Origin of the sequence: Granulicatella sp. zg-84 (genome assembly GCF_010892375.1) — a bacterium.
GTDB lineage: Bacteria > Bacillota > Bacilli > Lactobacillales > Aerococcaceae > WM01.
This window is the reverse complement of sequence record NZ_WNJX01000013.1, coordinates 1-18,045: the sequence shown is the minus strand read 5'-3', so window position 1 is coordinate 18,045 and position 18,045 is coordinate 1. Positions and strand designations below refer to the sequence as shown.

General features: G+C 33.2%; 20 protein-coding genes. 15 read left to right on the top strand and 5 right to left on the bottom strand.

Annotated elements, in window-relative coordinates; translation table 11 throughout:
- Positions 1-12 precede the first annotated feature (12 nt).
- Positions 13-615: a recombination mediator RecR gene (gene recR, locus GMA06_RS04295; RefSeq protein WP_163546365.1), complete on the top strand. Its 603-nt coding sequence runs from the start codon at positions 13-15 to the stop codon at positions 613-615.
- Between the two features lie 655 nt (positions 616-1,270).
- On the opposite strand, the gene GMA06_RS04290 is transcribed toward recR, so the two are convergent.
- The 4 genes from GMA06_RS04290 to GMA06_RS04275 form a co-directional block, all read right to left on the bottom strand.
- Positions 1,271-1,846 (bottom strand): hypothetical protein, encoded by a 576-nt coding sequence (locus GMA06_RS04290; protein WP_163546367.1) that lies wholly within the window; start codon positions 1,844-1,846, stop codon positions 1,271-1,273.
- 288 nt (positions 1,847-2,134) lie between these two features.
- Positions 2,135-3,043, bottom strand: coding sequence for an XRE family transcriptional regulator (locus GMA06_RS04285; RefSeq protein ID WP_163561803.1), 909 nt, complete (start codon positions 3,041-3,043; stop codon positions 2,135-2,137).
- A 49-nt stretch (positions 3,044-3,092) separates the two neighbouring features.
- The gene (locus tag GMA06_RS04280; RefSeq protein WP_163546369.1) at positions 3,093-3,401 is read right to left on the bottom strand and encodes a hypothetical protein; all 309 of its coding nucleotides are present in this window, start codon (positions 3,399-3,401) and stop codon (positions 3,093-3,095) included.
- A 145-nt stretch (positions 3,402-3,546) separates the two neighbouring features.
- The gene (locus GMA06_RS04275; RefSeq protein ID WP_163561802.1) at positions 3,547-4,272 is read right to left on the bottom strand and encodes a LexA family transcriptional regulator; all 726 of its coding nucleotides are present in this window, start codon (positions 4,270-4,272) and stop codon (positions 3,547-3,549) included.
- Between the two features lie 135 nt (positions 4,273-4,407).
- Here GMA06_RS04275 and GMA06_RS04270 point away from each other — a divergent pair, with 135 nt between their 5' ends.
- From GMA06_RS04270 to guaB, 5 genes are all read left to right on the top strand, one after another.
- Positions 4,408-4,554, top strand: coding sequence for a hypothetical protein (locus GMA06_RS04270; RefSeq protein ID WP_163546371.1), 147 nt, complete (start codon positions 4,408-4,410; stop codon positions 4,552-4,554).
- A gap of 77 nt (positions 4,555-4,631) precedes the next feature.
- Positions 4,632-5,696, top strand: a complete 1,065-nt coding sequence (locus tag GMA06_RS04265) for a Xaa-Pro peptidase family protein (protein ID WP_163546372.1) — start codon at positions 4,632-4,634, stop codon at positions 5,694-5,696.
- Positions 5,697-6,117: 421 nt separating this feature from the next.
- Complete coding sequence (locus GMA06_RS04260; RefSeq protein ID WP_163546373.1) at positions 6,118-6,492, top strand: Asp23/Gls24 family envelope stress response protein; 375 nt, start codon at positions 6,118-6,120, stop codon at positions 6,490-6,492.
- Positions 6,485-6,919, top strand: a complete 435-nt coding sequence (gene nusB, locus GMA06_RS04255; protein ID WP_240328835.1) for a transcription antitermination factor NusB — start codon at positions 6,485-6,487, stop codon at positions 6,917-6,919. Before GMA06_RS04260 ends, nusB begins: the two co-directional genes overlap by 8 nt.
- 134 nt (positions 6,920-7,053) lie before the next feature.
- The gene (gene guaB / locus GMA06_RS04250; protein ID WP_163546375.1) at positions 7,054-8,535 is read left to right on the top strand and encodes an IMP dehydrogenase; all 1,482 of its coding nucleotides are present in this window, start codon (positions 7,054-7,056) and stop codon (positions 8,533-8,535) included.
- A gap of 57 nt (positions 8,536-8,592) precedes the next feature.
- On the opposite strand, the gene GMA06_RS04245 is transcribed toward guaB, so the two are convergent.
- Complete coding sequence (locus GMA06_RS04245) at positions 8,593-8,823, bottom strand: hypothetical protein (RefSeq protein ID WP_163546376.1); 231 nt, start codon at positions 8,821-8,823, stop codon at positions 8,593-8,595.
- Between the two features lie 77 nt (positions 8,824-8,900).
- On the opposite strand from GMA06_RS04245, the gene miaA reads away from it, so the two are divergent.
- The 9 genes from miaA (at position 8,901) to GMA06_RS04200 (ending at position 17,518) form a co-directional block, all read left to right on the top strand.
- Positions 8,901-9,818, top strand: coding sequence for a tRNA (adenosine(37)-N6)-dimethylallyltransferase MiaA (miaA, locus tag GMA06_RS04240; protein ID WP_163561801.1), 918 nt, complete (start codon positions 8,901-8,903; stop codon positions 9,816-9,818).
- Positions 9,803-11,047 carry a GTPase HflX gene (hflX, locus tag GMA06_RS04235; protein WP_163561800.1) on the top strand — a complete coding sequence of 415 codons (1,245 nt, stop codon included), beginning with the start codon at positions 9,803-9,805 and terminating at the stop codon, positions 11,045-11,047. The genes miaA and hflX overlap by 16 nt, the downstream gene beginning before the upstream one ends.
- A complete protein-coding gene (locus GMA06_RS04230; protein WP_163561820.1) occupies positions 11,047-12,177 on the top strand; it encodes a cysteine desulfurase family protein in 1,131 nt (376 codons plus the stop codon). Before hflX ends, GMA06_RS04230 begins: the two co-directional genes overlap by 1 nt.
- A 15-nt stretch (positions 12,178-12,192) precedes the next feature.
- Entirely contained in the window at positions 12,193-13,395 is a 1,203-nt protein-coding gene (thiI, locus tag GMA06_RS04225) for a tRNA uracil 4-sulfurtransferase ThiI (protein ID WP_345940872.1), read from the top strand.
- A gap of 16 nt (positions 13,396-13,411) precedes the next feature.
- Positions 13,412-13,876: an 8-oxo-dGTP diphosphatase gene (locus GMA06_RS04220; RefSeq protein ID WP_163546379.1), complete on the top strand. Its 465-nt coding sequence runs from the start codon at positions 13,412-13,414 to the stop codon at positions 13,874-13,876.
- Between the two features lie 342 nt (positions 13,877-14,218).
- A complete protein-coding gene (locus GMA06_RS04215; RefSeq protein ID WP_163561799.1) occupies positions 14,219-14,617 on the top strand; it encodes a hypothetical protein in 399 nt (132 codons plus the stop codon).
- 50 nt (positions 14,618-14,667) lie between these two features.
- Positions 14,668-15,642, top strand: coding sequence for a hypothetical protein (locus GMA06_RS04210; RefSeq protein WP_163546381.1), 975 nt, complete (start codon positions 14,668-14,670; stop codon positions 15,640-15,642).
- Positions 15,639-16,805, top strand: a complete 1,167-nt coding sequence (locus GMA06_RS04205; RefSeq protein WP_163546382.1) for a hypothetical protein — start codon at positions 15,639-15,641, stop codon at positions 16,803-16,805. Before GMA06_RS04210 ends, GMA06_RS04205 begins: the two co-directional genes overlap by 4 nt.
- Before the next feature lie 11 nt (positions 16,806-16,816).
- Positions 16,817-17,518, top strand: coding sequence for an ABC transporter ATP-binding protein (locus GMA06_RS04200; RefSeq protein WP_163546383.1), 702 nt, complete (start codon positions 16,817-16,819; stop codon positions 17,516-17,518).
- Positions 17,519-18,045 lie beyond the last annotated feature (527 nt).

The window sequence follows — 18,045 nt, the reverse complement described above, 5'->3', positions numbered from 1 at the left end:
AGGAAAAGTAAGATGCAATATCCAGCACCTATTGAAAAACTTATCGATAGTTATCGAAAATTACCGGGAATTGGTGCAAAAACAGCAGCAAGACTAGCTTTCTTCAGTATGGATTTACCGGAAGAAGAAATTATACAATTTGCGAATGCTTTAATTAGCGTGAAACGCGATTTAACACATTGTCATATTTGTGGCAATATCACGCAGGCTGATCCGTGTTTACTATGTACTGATGAATCACGTGATAAAACGACTTTATTAGTCGTGGAAGATTCTAAAGACGTGATTTCAATGGAACGGATGGGTGAATATCGAGGATTGTACCATGTTTTAGGTGGTGTTTTATCACCTATGGACGGTATTGGTCCTGAAGACTTAACCATTCCTGCACTCATTCAACGTTTACAAGATAATGACATGATAAAAGAAGTAATTGTTGCGACAAACCCAACAGCAGAAGGAGAAGCAACAGCTAAATATATTGCTCGTTTACTAAAACCGGCAGGCATTACCGTCACACGTCTTGCGCATGGTTTAGCCGTGGGTAGTGATATTGAATATGCTGACGAAATGACACTCTTACGTGCCATTGAAGGTAGACGAGTATTGACTTGAAATAGCGTGAAGCTATTTTGAAAGGCTATATAAAAAAGAAGTTAACCAAAAAATGAGAACAGATACTTAAAGTTATATCAGCACAGATAAAGGTACTTAGCGTACTTATCAAATAGTAAAAGGATTGAAAACAACATTTCAACACGTTGCTTTCAATCCTTTTCGACTCTATACCCAATAGTGTTGGTGACTAAATATTTATAGAACATAAAAATATAACAGAACGAGAATAACTTGTTATAGAGTCAAACTTATTAAATAGTAGTTTGAAAAGAAGATTTTAAGGAATTACTTTTAAATTTTTGCAAGAGTCATTAAATCTGTTTTTTGAAACAAATATCGGTTTTTTTTAGATATATTCTTTTCTATTGGAAAAACAATATTGAACAGAACTATCCCACACCAAAATGGTGTGGGGAACTCGGATTTTCTGTTCTTAGAGTCAGCTTTTTTATAAGATAGTTTGTTTGCAATATTTTTAAGAAAATGAGCTATTTTTTAGAATAAATGAGAGTGTATGCTTTATATAACCAGTATGGTATCAAGATAGCTAAACAAACGCCAGTACCTGCCCAAGATCTTGTTAGATAACCTAGTATACCCAATGTTGCAAAGCAGCATAGAAATAATAGTGCTTTTTTCATGATATTTACTCCTAAAAATTGATATGTCCATTGTTTGGATAAGCGTCTTGACTATCCCACCATTGGGCAATGGCATGTCCTGGAGATGCAAGATTTAAAGCAAATTCAATTACACCGGATGAAATAAATTTATTTCCTAGAACTCTGGCAATGGCTTGTTTTAATATGTTTTTTGCTTCATGTTTTCCTAGATGCGCTAAAGCCGAAACAGATCCACCAGTTAATACACCAATAGCTACATCAATTGCAGCTCCAACTGCATCTACTGTAAGTCCTTGTTCGTCCCATATTCCTAAGAAAAATGGTCTACTACCATGACTTATTTTTTCATAGACAGGTCTAAAATCTCCTTTTAATTGACGTCTTAATGTTTCTCTTAAATAATAATCAGAAAGTGTAGGATATTTATTTTTTAATTCTTGGATAAGATTTTCTTGTTGTTCAAGAGTTAATTTTTTAGGGACAAATTTGTTTTCAGTAAGTTCTTCCCCATAAACGATTGTTGTTTCTAAAGAAGGTATTATAGTACCACTGAAACTGAGACTTAATAAACCACATATTAATAATTTTTTACTTGCTTTTTTCATAAATATCTTCTCCTTTGTCTTTGTTTTCTCTTTTTTGATTCGCTATGACTAATTTTTTTTCAGAATTCCTCCAATCCACCAAATAATTTCTAATATATCTATATTCAAAATATTACCTCCTTTACAGTTATATTTTATATTTATATCAAAAAACATAACAGGACGAGAATGTCCGGTTATGTTTTATTATTTTTTTGTTGTTTTTAAATGTTTTTATAGAATTTTTGCATGATTCAGAATAAATATTCAAAAATGGAGATAGATTAAAAGTTGGTTAGTTATTTAAAATTACATGAGTTTTAAATCTTTTTTCATTTCAAGTAAAATTTTTTCTTCAAGAGGTGTATCATTGAGATATTGAGCACCTTTTATGGCAGACGTATAGAAATTTTTTGCAAGTTTAAAATCTTTCTTGTAAATAAAATATTTTGCTTCTAACATATTAATAATTGGCTTTTTCTCTATATCATGTGTATAAGTAAGTATTTCTTTAAGCTTATTCAGACATAGATAAAAGTCTGAAAAGTCATCATACTGCATAATAATACCAAGCAATGCAAAGAAACATTTTTGTATAATGTAATATTCAGAATGATAATAGCACTCATGATTTAAAAGATTCTGTTTAAACTTATTAATATAATATTTATAGATATGAAAATCATTTACTTCAGCTAAGATACTTAAAAAGAAAATATCAATAATCAATAAATCATTGAATGAATATGTTCTTTTTCTTTTGACATGGTCAAAATGTTCTTCTAAAATAGCTTTACCCACCGAAAAATCTTTTGTTGTCACAATTTGCATTTCTTTTTGAAGTATATCAATTGATAATTGTTCTTCTGTGGTTAAGCTATCAAAAAAATGAGTATAGATTTGTTTAAATAAATATTCTTTTTCTTGTGTTTTTTCTTTGTGTTGTAAAGTATGTAGTTGTATAATTCTTTTTTTCAAATCGTAGTATTCTTCTGGAAGAATAGTTGTATGCTCATCAATGAGTATACTTAGAGAGATATTTAATTTTTCTGCAATATAAGAAAGAGTTAATAAAGAGGGTAAAGATTTACCAGTTTCAATACGCGTTAATTGACGTACACTTAAGTTTTTTTCACAATCACACATTTCTTCTCGTGTTAAATTTTTCTGAATACGTAATTTTTTGATTTTTTGCCCTATTTTCTTTATTTTTAACATGATTGCCTCCACTTCAAATTATTTTTAGTAATATCTTTATTATTCACACTCAGCATATATTTTTCGATAGGTCTTTTTTTAAAAAAGAATAAACCCCGTAATAAACGATTGCATAAATCAGATTATTCACTAACCCAATATGAAGTGGTTTAAACACAATAAAATAGATAATACTAAATGAGCCAATACTTATATTTACGAATATTTGTTTTGTTGTTTTACCAAAAATAAAAAATAAACTATGCCCAATAGTTACTAAAATAAGTGAAAAAACAGCAGGTAAATTATCGTACGTCACTAAACAAGTATTGCCAATGAATAGCAAACACAAGATTATAAAAAATAGCTTTTTTGTCATATTTTACCACCCCTCTTTGAAAATATAATATTTTTGCCACTATTATAATACTTAGTATTAGGTTTGTATACTTTTGTGATAATGTGGTATTGGTAAATAAAATCACGTTGATGGCTATTGTGCATCAACGTGATAAATGGTTTGATTATACTTGAACAGGTGTGAACCAATCCACAACACGACCTACGATATTTAAGTACGCATCGTCAGAGTGTCGAGGAATGATAATATTGTCATATTTTTCGTTTAAGGATACTAAAACAAGAGTATCTTTTTCAAAATACACTTTTTTAACGTATGATTTACCGTCATAATCAATGGCATAAATTTCCCCGTTGATAAAATCACTATTTTTCTTAATAAGAACGACATCATGATTATGCAATAAAGGTTCCATACTATCACCAGAAACAGCACTCGCCACATCGTATGGTTTTAAATCATCTCTATCTGTATAAAGAGTGATTGTATCGTTGTTTCCATAGTTGTATCCAACACCTGCGGCAAGAGCTTCAACAACGTTTATTGGATGAAGCGTAATTGTTATTGTTCTTTGTGCGATAAGATTATCAATAAAATCAAGTGTTTTCTTTTGTTCTTTATCAGACAGTTGTTTCACAACTTTAATAAGTTCAGCCGTTGTTTTTGACACGGTAACTGTTTTTTTTCCATATAGTAGAGTATGTATATCTGTCTGGAAAATATCAGCTAGTCGTTCTAAATCTTCTATCATCGGGCTTCTATCACCTTTAATCCATCTTGAAATGGCTGATTTTGATTTATTGATTTTTTTGCCAATATCTTCTAAAGTCATATCTTGTTCTTTTCGAAATGTATCAATCATAATAGGCAGTTTATTTTTTTCAACCATATAGCCCTCTCCTTTTATCATGTATCCACAGTATACATTTTTTTTGACGATTTGTAAACAAGTTGTTGACAATTTGTAAAAATGAGCTATAATACATTTTATAAGTTTTACTTTTTGGCAACAGGAGGAATGTTTATGTTTAATATTTTTGAAATGATGATGATTTTGTTTTTAGTAGCTGGCACAGGTGTTTTTTTCTTGTTAATGAGTACACAGCAAAAAATGTTAGAGGAACAAAGACAAAGAGTGCATAATCGACGTATCAGCATGATGACACGATAGGCTTAGATATAAATACTCGAATGAGTTGTTTCAATTTGGTATAATTGGCATAAGTCATAGTGGTAAGGAGAGTATTTATGTCAAGAATAGAAAAAGTACAACAAAAATTAGTAGAAAGAGGACTAGATGCCTTATTGGTAACAAACCTTTATAATCTACGCTATGTAGCAGGATTTACTGGGACAACAGGATTGGCTGTTATTACAAAAGATAATGCTTTTTTTGTAACAGATGCTCGTTATACAGAGCAAGCAGCGAAACAATGTAAAGGATATACTATTGTACAAAATTTAGGACCTATTTTCTTAGAAGTGAAAAAAATCGTGACAAATGAACATATTAAAACATTGGGCTTTGAAGACGGCAGTATGTCGGTTAAAGAATATGACGGATTGAAAGAGTTATTATCGGCTCAATTAGTATCTGCATCAGGATTAGTAGAAGGTTTAAGAATTTTAAAAGATGCCGAAGAATTTGATATTATTAGACAAGCGTGTCATATTGCAGACCAAGCATTTGATTATATTTTAGGTGAAATTAAACCAGGTGTAACAGAAATTGAAATTGCCAATAAAATGGATTTTTATATGCGTAGTTTAGGTGCATCGGGTGTATCTTTTGAAACGATTATTGCCAGTGGTGAACGTTCTGCAATGCCTCATGGTGTTGCAAGTACTAAAGTGATTGAAAAAGGTGACTTTATCACAATGGATTATGGTTGCTATTACAATGGGTACGTGTCTGATATGACAAGAACAATCTCTTTAGGAGAACCAAGACATGCACAATTAAAAGAAATTCATCAAGTGGTGTTGGGAGCACAAACATTAGTGAATGAATCTGTTAAAGCAGGATTGTCATGTGCTGATATGGATAAAATCGCTAGAGATTATATCACGCAAAATGGATATGGAGAGTATTTTGTACATTCAACTGGGCATGGTATTGGATTGGAAATTCATGAAGCACCGGCTGTATCAAGAATATCTGAATCTGTTTTAGAAGTAGGACATGCAGTCACAAATGAACCGGGTATTTATATCCCAGGCATTGGTGGTGTCCGTATCGAAGATGATATTTTCATCACAGAAAATGGTGCAGAAATTGTGACAAAAGCAAATAGAGAATTGATTATTTTATAAAATAAAGGAATTTTTTGTCAAAAGGTGTCGATTAGTAAAATAATCGACACCTTTTAATGAAACGTTAAATGAAAGCTGATAAATATGGTATATCTACATATTTTATTTAGCTAGTAGAATGATATAGCAATTTATTCTATTGTCAAAAGAGTATACAAAAAAATTATTAACAAACAAGAGTTTTTCATCAGAAGATTATCAATAGAATTCAAAAACTAGAAAAATGATAGAAATCAAGAGGTAAGAGAATATAAGATAATATTTTATATATTGCTAATATTTAAATTTCATGAGATAGATTTCTAAGAACGACAACGCTATTCTTAAAATATTGCATAAAAGTATATCTTATTTCTAAAAAAAATGATATAGTAGAAGTGATGTATCGTTATGATAAATAGAAAGCAAAGGAGAGCGTAAAGTGAACAAGTATGAACATAATGTTTTAGGAAATATTGAGATTGCTCCTGAAGCCATTGAGTTAATTATTGGTATTGCTGTTTCAAAAATGAAAAGAGTACATAGCATACAAGGAAAATTAGTATCAAATATGGTATCCGTTTTTTCAAAACCTCTTGTGAGTAAAGGTGTGTATTTAACAACTAATTCAGAGGGAGAATTTGTTGTTGATATTTATGTAAATACATTCTACGGTGTGTCCATTCCTAAGCTGGCTAGACATATTCAAGAGCGTGTGAAAGAACAAGTTTTATTTATGTGTGATATTGATATTCAAGAAGTGAATGTACATATTGTAAATTTAGTTTTAGAAGACGCAGGTGAGAGCGTTGAGTAAAAAAATGTTGAACAGACGCCAAGTGCGTGAAAAAGCTATTCAAACTCTTTTTCAATTAACGTTGAATAAAGAATTATCTCCAGAAGAAGCTATGGAAAATGCGTTGATGATTGATGCCATTGAAGACATTGCAACAAGCGTTGAAGATGTACCGTATTTATCAGAATTAGTTTTGGGGATTTTGGGAAAAGAAGAGATGATTGATAATCTCATTCAAGAACATTTAAAAAATTGGCAAGTATCAAGACTAACAAAAATAGATTTGGCAATTTTAAGACTTGCTGTTTATGAAATGTTTGATGTCATGGATGAAAATGTGCCAAAAAAAGTGGCAATTAACGAAGCCATTGAATTGGCAAAACTTTATAGTGATGATAAAGCACCTAAATTTATCAATGGTGTCTTATCAAGTATGATTGAAGAATAGAAAGTGCGTATACTATGTGACGCACTTTTTTTGTAAATGAAAATTTAATAAAAAAACAAAAATATCATTGACAATCTACCGCTAAAAATGATATTTTGTTAAGCAAAATATTTCAGATTTTGGAGGGATTGTTTATGTCATTATGGGAATCAAAATTCGTAAAAGAAGGGTATACATTTGATGATGTGTTATTGGTGCCGGCGGAAAGTCATGTGTTACCAAATGATACAGATTTAAGCGTTGAGCTAGCTACAAATTTAAAATTAAATATTCCGTTAATAAGTGCCAGTATGGATACCGTAACTGATTCTAGTATGGCAATTGCAATGGCTCGTCAAGGGGGATTGGGTGTCATTCATAAAAATATGTCCATTGAAGAACAAGCTGAAGAAGTAAGAAAAGTAAAACGTTCAGAAAGTGGCGTGATTTTAGATCCGTTTTTCTTAACGCCTAATCATTTAGTACGTGATGCAGAAAAACTAATGGCAAAATATCGCATTAGTGGTGTGCCTATTGTGGATACACTTGAAAACAGAAAGTTAGTAGGAATTTTAACAAATCGAGATTTACGTTTTGTGTCTGATTATACGGTGAAAATTGATGAAGTCATGACACGCGACAATCTTGTAACAGCACCTATTGGCACATCATTAAAAGATGCAGAAAAAATCTTACAACGTTACAAAATCGAAAAATTACCAATCGTGGATAAAGACGGTAAATTATCTGGTTTAATTACGATTAAAGATATTGAAAAAGTAATCGAGTTTCCAAATGCAGCGAAAGATAAGCATGGACGTTTATTAGTGGCTGCCGCTGTGGGTGTAACAAGTGATACTTTTGAAAGAGCAAAAGCACTATTAGATGCTGAAGCAGATGCAATCATTATTGATACTGCTCATGGGCATAGTGCAGGTGTTATTCGTAAAATTAAAGAAATTAGAGAAACATTCCCAGAAGCGACATTGATTGCAGGAAATGTTGCGACGGCTGAGGGAACACGTGCGTTATTTGACGTCGGTGTTGATGTTGTGAAAGTGGGAATTGGTCCGGGTTCTATTTGTACAACACGTGTTGTTGCCGGTGTGGGTGTTCCACAATTAACAGCAATTTATGACTCAGCAAGTGTGGCACGTGAGTACAATAAAGCTATTATTGCAGATGGCGGTATTAAATATTCAGGAGATATTGTAAAAGCATTGGCAGCTGGTGGACATGCTGTTATGCTAGGAAGTATGCTAGCTGGAACAGATGAAGCACCGGGTGAGTTTGAAATTTATCAAGGACGTCGCTTTAAAACATATCGTGGTATGGGTTCTCTTGCGGCTATGGAAAAAGGATCAAGTGACAGATATTTCCAAGGTTCAGTGAATGAAGCAAATAAACTTGTACCAGAAGGTATTGAGGGACGTGTCGCTTATAAAGGGAGTGCCGCAGATATTATTTTCCAAATGTTAGGTGGCTTACGTTCAGGTATGGGTTATGTTGGAGCACCAAATCTTAAAGCACTACGTGAAAATGCACAATTTATTAGAATGAGTGGAGCAGGATTACGTGAATCTCACCCACATGATGTGCAAATTACAAAAGAAGCACCAAACTATTCTGTTCAGTAGATTGTATGATACTCAAATAGGCTCGAAATCAACATGTTGATTTCGAGCCTATTTTAATTAGTCCTCATCTTTGACATCAATATCTTCTGGGAGGGGTGTGTTTAAATAGTCTTGTAATTCTTTTATATATTTATCACGTTCTTTTAGAAACAGGGTAAATTGATTGGCATTGATGAATATATCGTCATCAACCACAAGATAGCGAATTTGTTTTTCACGAATAAGTCGGGTGATGTCTTGTAGGGAAAGGTCTAAATAATCGGCTGTTTCTTGAGGGGATAAATACATTTTGGCACTCTCCTAACGACTTTTTTCTAGGCTTATGTTATCATAACAGTAATGATAATACAAAGAAAGAGAGTTTTATGAAAAAAGAAAAAGTCTTAGTGATTGTTGGTCCAACGGCAGTGGGGAAAACCGCATTGAGTATTGACATCGCCAAAAGGTATGGTGGGGAGGTCATTAGTGGAGATTCAATGCAAATTTATCGACATTTAAATATTGGCACCGCTAAGGTAACACTAGAAGAAATGGATGGTGTACCACATCATTTGATTGATATTTTAGAACCTGACGAAAGTTATAGCGCAAGTGAATTTCAGGCAATGGCAAAAGAAAAAATCCGTAGTATTTCCCAAAATAATGCATTACCCATTGTCGTTGGGGGGACGGGGTTATATATTGAGGGATTACTATATAATATGCAATTTGGTGGTAATAAAAGCATTGATACGAGTATTGCAGAAAAACTAGAAAAAGAATTGAAGCAAAAAGGTGCTAATGTTTTATATGAGAGATTAGTACGTGTAGACGCTAAGGCGGCCGAAAAAATCCCCATTCAAAATGAAAGACGTTTGTTGAGAGCATTGACAGTCATTGAAAGTACGGGAATGTTATTTTCGCAACAAGAAGATAAGACATTGGTCTATGATAGTTTGGTCATTGGATTGACGACAGAGCGAGATAGACTGTATGAACGTATTGATTTACGTGTGGATAATATGATAAACCAAGGATTACTTGAGGAAGCAAAATGGCTATATGAGCATTACGAGGGAGATTTTCAAAGTAAGAAAGCGATAGGGTATAAAGAATTATTTCCTTATTTATCTGGGGAAGATACTTTGGAGCATGCGGTTGATGTGCTGAAACAGCAATCCAGACGCTATGCAAAACGCCAGTTGACATGGTTTAGAAATAGAATGGACGTTTTATGGTTTGATTTGTGGCAAGTCGATAAAGAAGATATTTATAAGGAGATTGATGAATGGCTGAAAAGGTAATATTAGTGGCGATACAACGTCAAGAAAAAGACGAAGCGTTTATGTATAGTCTACAAGAATTAGAGCGTTTGACAGAAACAGCAGGTGGAGAAGTCGTTGCCACATTGATACAAAAAAGAGAAACTTTTGATAGTAAAACGGCGATTGGAAAAGGAAAAATGGAAGAATTGGTGGCGTTAGTAGAAGAACTAGAACCAGAAACCATTATTTTCCAAAACGAGCTTTCTCCTAGTCATGTAAGAAATATTCAAGCACAAGTGTCGTGTAAAGTGATTGATCGTGTACAACTGATTTTAGATATTTTTGCCATGCGTGCCAAAAGTAAAGAAGGAAAGCTACAAGTTGAGCTAGCACAGTTAAACTACTTATTGCCTAGATTGATTGGACAAGGGACGAATATGTCGCGTCTAGGTGCCGGTATTGGAACAAGAGGGCCTGGGGAAACAAAACTTGAATCAGATCGTCGCCATATTCGAGAGAAAATTCAAGAGTGTAAACGTCAATTAAAAGAAGTGGCAAATCATCGCCAAAGAGCAAGAGAACAACGGAAAAATAGTCATACGTTTCAAATGGGCTTGATTGGGTATACGAATGCGGGAAAATCAACTCTATTAAATCGTTTAACCGATGCGGGAACGTATGAAAAAGACCAACTTTTTGCGACCTTAGACCCCCTTACAAGACAAGTGAAATTATGTGATACATTTAAAATGACATTGACGGATACAGTAGGGTTTATCCAAGATATTCCAACCCAGTTAATTCATGCTTTTGAATCTACCTTAGAAGAAAGTCGAGATGTTGATTTACTCATTCATGTGGTAGATGCTTCTGCTGAAAATTATCAAGGGCATCAAGAAACAGTGTTACAATTATTGAAAGATTTAGACATGGAGCATATCCCATTGGTAACGGTATATAACAAAAAAGATATGGCAACGGATATGTTTACGCCGACATTATTGCCGAGCATTGTTATATCTGCTTTAGATGATTGTGATATTAAGCAATTACACCAGTTTTTATGGGAGCATGTGTCTAAAGAGCTGGTTTTCTATCGCAAACAATTTCAGTTGGGGCAAGAAGCAATCGTTACGAAAATAACGGCTGAAACCTTTGTGACAAAGTCTGAATTTAATGAGGACACATTGCTTTATCAAGTAGAGGGATATGCTAAACCAACGTCGCCATTCGTTGCCCAAAAACAAGATGAGGAGTTTGATTTTTGATGATATATTTTGATAATAGTGCGACAACGCCAATGTTTAAAGAAGTTATTGATACCATGGCAACCGTTCAAGAAAATTTTATTGGCAATCCGTCTAGCTTGCATCATTTAGGTGTGAAATCAGATAGCTTGATTGATAAGGCAAGACAACAAATTGCTGATTTATTATATTGTGATAAGGAGGAAATCTTTTTTACAAGTGGTGGAACGGAAAGCAATAATACGGCGATTATCGGTACAGCATTTGAAAAACAGTCGTTTGGAAAACATATTATTACGACTCAAATTGAACATCCGTCCGTTTTAAAAACGATGCACTTTTTAGAAAAACAAGGGTTTGATGTCACTTATTTAGACGTTGATACAAATGGAAAAATTGATGTAGAAATGTTGGGGAAGGCCATTCGTCATGATACGATTTTAGTGTCTATGATGTGGGTGAATAATGAAGTTGGTATTTTAGAACCTATTCAAGACGTTGCGGTCTTATTGGAAAAGTATCCAACCATTCATTTCCATGTCGATGCTGTCCAAGCGTTACACTATGTTTTAACACAGCGTATACCATCTCGTGTTGATTTATTAAGTTTATCAGCACATAAATTCCACGGGCCTCGTGGTATCGGGATTTTGTATAAACGTGAAGGGAAACGTATTGAATCTTTATTGCATGGTGGTGGGCAAGAAAAAGGTGTGCGTAGTGGGACAGAGAATACCGCAAGTATCGCTGGTATGGCAAAGGCGCTACGATTATACAGTCAAAAACAAATACCAATTCAATCTTATCAGTCTGCCTTGCGAGCGTTTTTATCGTCTTATCATGGTGTTGAAATATTGTCCCCGCTAGAACAAGCACCGCATATTTTAACATTTGCGATAAAAGGTATCCGAGGAGAAGTACTGTTACATGCTCTGGAAGAACAAGGGATTTATCTATCTACGACAAGTGCGTGTTCTTCTAAAACGGCTAAAGAGCATCATACATTGGGAGCGATGAATGTTTCTGGTGATATATCTCGTTGTGCCGTTCGATTAAGTTTATCGGTAGAGAATACGCAAGAAGAAATAGCACAATTTCAACATGTATTTGACAATGTGTATCAAAAATTTAGTAAAATATTGAAATCTTAAAAGGAAGAATAAAAAATGAACGTTAGAATTATGGTTCGTTATGGCGAATTATCAACGAAAGGGAAAAATAAAAAAAGTTTTACACAACGATTGGCACAAAATGTGAGGCATATCTTACAAGACTTTGAGCAAATAAAAGTAAATCCCGACTATGATTTTATGTATATCACATTAAATGGAGCACCAGAAGAGGTCGTATTAGAGCGTTTGAAACATGTTTTTGGGATACAGAGTTATTCGCCAATTTATACGGTTGAAAAATCTCTTGAAGCCATGTTCCAACAAATCTATGCTTTATTATCCAATATGGATTTATCTGATAAAACATTTAAAATTTCCACGAAACGTGCTGACCATGAGTTTGATATGGACACGAATACGTTGAATCGTGAATTAGGGGCAATGGTTTTAGATGCTTTTCCTCAATTAACAGTAAAAGTCAAACAACCCGACATCAATATAAAAGTTGAAGTGAGAAAACATGCTGTTTATATTAGTACCCAAACGTATATAGGTGCAGGGGGATTGCCTGTTGGCACAGGTGGAAGAGGTATGATGATGCTTTCTGGTGGTATTGATTCTCCAGTTGCCAGTTATTTAGCGTTAAAGCGTGGTTTAGAATTGGAAATGGTTCATTTTTACAGTCCGCCTTATACAAGTCCGCAGTCTTTAAGAAAAACACAAGAGTTAACAAAAAAATTAGCATTGTACGGTGGGGCTATTCAATTTATTGAAGTGCCGTTCACAGAAATTCAAGAAACTATTAAAGAAAAATGCCCCGAAGCATATTTGATGACCATCACAAGACGATTTATGTTGCGTGTTGCTGATGCTATTCGTCAAAAACGTGATGGATTAGTCATTTTAAATGGGGAATCTATGGGGCAAGTTGCCTCTCAAACATTGCATAGCATGGTGGTAATTAACGAAGTTACAAATACCCCTATTTTAAGACCTGTTGTGGCAATGGATAAATTGGATATTATTGCACTTGCAGAGAAAATCGACACATTTGAATTATCTATCCAACCTTTTGAAGATTGTTGTACAGTATTTGCACCACCCTCTCCAAAAACAAAACCAAATCTAGAAAAAGTCCGTGTGTATGAAGAAAGATTAGACGTGGATGCCTTAGTAAAACGTGCAGTAGACGGTATTAAAGTCTATCCGATTGATGTACAAACACGCTTTGATGAAGATGTAGAAGATTTATTATAGAACTCGAGGTGTTTATATGCAACTAGCCACATTATGTTATATTGATAATGGTACATCTTATTTGTTATTACACCGACATAAAAAGAAACACGATGTTCATCAAGGAAAGTGGATTGGTGTTGGTGGAAAGGTGGAACGTGGAGAAACACCGGAAGAATGTATTAAACGTGAAGTGTTAGAAGAAACGGGTTTAGTGCTCAATAACCCTAAACTAAATGGAGTAATTACTTTTCCTAATTTTGATGGTGTTAAAGATTGGTATGTTTTTGTCTTTACAGCAACGACTTTTTCAGGAAATCTCATTGAAAGTGATGAAGGAAGTTTAGAGTGGGTGCCTTATGAAAAAGTAAGAGAAAAACCAACATGGGAAGGTGATTTACTTTTTTTAGACTGGTTATTAAACAAGAAACCATTTTTCTCTGCGAAAATGGAGTATAATAATGGACGATTAGCACATCATCATGTGCTGTTTTATGAGTAAATATCAAATATGTCAAGCAATAGCCGTACCGACTATTACTTGGCATATTTTTTATCTATTTATTTCCCAAATACTGCTTATAGATTGCTATAATTTGTTGGATTTATGACGTTTTTATAGGGTAAAGTACCAAAATTCGCCTTAAATCTTTATTTTGTATAAAAATACATTTAATTTTGGGTGTTTTTATTTATAAATTAAGGGGTATACAAATCTTTCTTTTTATAAATATTGATTTTTGTTAAGTTTAATTGACAAAAACACTTTTTATTATTATGATAAAAGTGTAGCTGGTACTCATTTCTGAAAAATATGGAAAAATCAGGTTGGGAGATGAGTTTTATGAAAAGAACAAATAAAAAAACTTTAGGTATTCTAACAGGAGTGGCTTGTTCGTTTGTTTTTGGAACCGCTGTCTATGCGGGTGCTGCAGTGGGTAGTCCTAATGAGTATTGTATCAATCAAATGAAGCGAAATGGTGCAGAATCATTAACAGAATATGATTTTGGCACTCCACTACCGCATGATGATGCATATATGAAAGGATATGCGAGTGGTTCGGGTTCTAATGATGTATATGTCGTTATATATACACCAGATGGAACTAAAAGCGAAAGAAGAGCTTCTGAAGTAAGTAAAGATGTCTATGAAGTAGCCGAAGTGGGAGGACAAGATAAAGCTACTTATGCATATGGTGTAGCAACATCTAAAATTGGTACATCATCAATAACAATTCGCTAGTAATAAAAGAAATGAGTATCAGTATTTTGTAATTTGTAAGGGGTGACATCATGAAATTACTCATATTATATAATCAACTATTAAGTAGATTTATCAAAAATCATAAATTATTAACCTTTATTTATGTGCTTGTCATGTCTATGGGAATAGGTGCATTTTTATTTTTATACCACACACAAATGGAATTTATTGAGAAAGCTAAGGAAGAACCATATAATCACGAACTGACTTTAAACCCAATGGAGATGTCAGATAATCTGTGGGAATTTTTAGAAAAAGATACACGGTTTGAAAAAATTGAGTTCAATACAAAAGTAAAAAGTGAATATGCTCCTGAACAATTTATTTATTCTGTTATCGCTGTACTTCATGTACAAGATGAGGCTTTAAAACAAGAAAATGATATTTTTGTGTCATCTAGGATTTATGATGAGTTAAAACAGACACAAAAATTAACTTTAGATAATCAAGAGTATCATATAATAGGAGAAATAGATGATCCTATTGCAACGGTACAAATGTCTTATCAGCATTATAAAAAACGATACAAACCGAGCAGTATTCACGTTCATGTAAAATCAGAGTTTGTTTTTTCGATAAAAAGTATTCAAGAATATATTGAAAATCATTTTAATGTTTCAGTGAAAAATAAAATGGATCAAGCAGAAAAATCAGAGCTAGAAGTTTTTAAATATTTATTAATGCTGGCTAGTATTATCATTTTATTAAATATTCTTTCACTCTATGTGTTTATGCTTCGCTCTCGAGCAAAAGAGTTTTTAATCTATGACCTTTTAGGAATGAAAAAATTATCTATCTTATTTTATTTACTAATAGAAACAATTATTTTTTATGTTATCAGTTTTCTAATTGCTTTTATTGGGTTTGTGACACTAAATACAATATTAGGAAATACTCTATTACTGAAATATCTATGGATATTATGCATGACTCCGCTTGTTATCAATTTAGTATTGGTTTGTCTTGTTTTTATAGTCTTGTTACGTAAAGGAGGAATAAAATGAAAAAAATCTATTTAGCATTAACTATTTTTAAACAACAAAAATGGTTGAATCTATTGATTTGTCTTGAATTAGCCTTTATGTTTTCTTTATTCAATATTGTTTTAAATCGTACGGATAATATGTTTCAAAATGAAGCAGTATTAACGCAAAGTGGTTTACAAAAAAGTATAAATTTTGCTCCAATATCAAGACATATAGACGATATAGGTTTAAGACAAAGACTAGTACCTCAAGTAGAAAGAATACTTGAAAAATATGATTTTGTAGAGGGGGTTTCTACATTTGAAGAAGTTAGTGTACAGACGTCTAAAGATACACACGGCATGCTTTTATATGATGCTTTAACGGTAGAAAAAGTATATCCTATTTTAAATACGGAACGTGATAAATTACCAGTAATTGCCATTTCAAATGGGAATAAAGTGTATCAAGTAGGGGATACGATTAAAGCAATGATAGACGGTAAAGAGAAAATTCTTACAGTCGTACAATCAGACGATATTGCTAAATTACCTTTATTTTGGTCACAAGGAGGACGAAATTATTTAGGAGATACGACTATGATTTTTCAAAATATTATACAAGGGCGAACGATTCTATTGGGACGAATATCCGATGAATTAAGAGGAAAAGTGAATCCTTATGAAGAAAATATCATGGTTTACATTAAACCAGATACAGAGATGACAAAGGTAAGAGCGTTACAATCAGAGCTATCTCAACTTGGTCAAGCAGATATTGTGTCTGATATGATACAAAAAACGCAAGAGCTTAATGCGGATAAAGTTAAAAAAGATTTAATCAATATGGTCGTTGTCGTATTTGCTTCTGTCATTGGAATGTTTAGTGTATCTGTGTTAAATGTGTATCAACAATTACGTCGTTTTTCTATTTGGCACATGTGTGGGGCAACATTAAAAGAAATTGGCATCATCTATACATTGTATATGTGTTTGATTGGGGTATTGAGTATTTTATGCTTTGCTGGATTGATGATATTAGGATACGTATCAGATGGACGAGGACATTATTACTTCTATTATATAAATCCGTCCCATTTAGTCACAATGATAGGTATTGTTAGTATCATGGTTTTTGTGACTTTAGGATGTTCGTTACTTGCCTTGAAAAAACAAGGTGTTTTCCAATATTATTATGAGTGAGGGGGATAACGATGACAATTCAATTAAATCATATCCATAAAATTTTTCAAGAAAACAAAAAGAATGAATGTGTGGCTTTAGAGGATGTCACATTATCTATCAATAAAGGTGAGCTTGTGGCAATTGTTGGTAAATCTGGCTCTGGAAAATCAACATTATTGCACATTATTGGAGGGTTGGCAGAACAATCATCGGGAACGTATGTGCTGCATAATGAAGTGGTTACGAAAAAGGCACAACAAAATATACGATTGAATACCGTTGGTTTTGTGATGCAAGATTTTGCACTCATCGAGCAGGAAACGGTAAAAAGTAATGTGGCATTACCTCTTTTGTTGGATAAAACAACATCTATTTCAGATATTAAAAAACGTGTTGATGAAACATTGCATTTAGTTGGTATTGCTGATTTAAAACAGAAAAAAGTTAATCAATTATCGGGAGGGCAAAAGCAACGTGTTGCTATTGCGCGTGCCATTGTCAAACAAGCTGAAATCATTTTGGCAGATGAACCTACTGGTTCATTGGATACCAAAACAGGTCAAGAAATTCTTGATATTTTAAAATCGTTACATGAAGAAGGGCGTACTGTCATTATTGTGACGCATGATGAGCATATTGCACAACAGTGTGAACGTATTGTAACCTTGAATGACGGAGAAGTTGTTTCTGATGTTATTCAATCGTTGTCATATTTTGAACAATCAAAATGAGGCTAAACATAAAACCGGCAAAAATGATGTTTTATTGTAAGAGATTAATTTAAAAGTAAAAATAGGGAAGCCTGTCGTTTATATCAACGGATAGTGGTTGATGAAATACTTTCTGAAATAGTAAAAAGGTTTGACATCATTTCATTGAACATATTGATTTCAAGCCTTTTTGAGTAGCGTTACATCTTTGATTTAATAGAGTAATAGGCGTTATCTTTTATGAGTTAATCAGTAACATTAAAAAGGTAGTGTCCTAATAGTTCAAACGGTTAGTCTTGAGTTATGTGGATGTCATTTAATATGTTTAATCAAAGATGTATACGATATTACTATAAACATTATGTAAAGAAGAAAAACAAAACACATCTCTTATGATGAAGGAGATGTGTTTTGTTTTTCTTTTCAGACTGTTGACAAATTAAAATGTCGACAGTCTTTTTTCGTATCAGACGTTAAGTTGTCCGGCTTACCACGATGTACACGATACATCGCTCGCTCTCTACTACGTGCGAGAACGAAGCCATTCG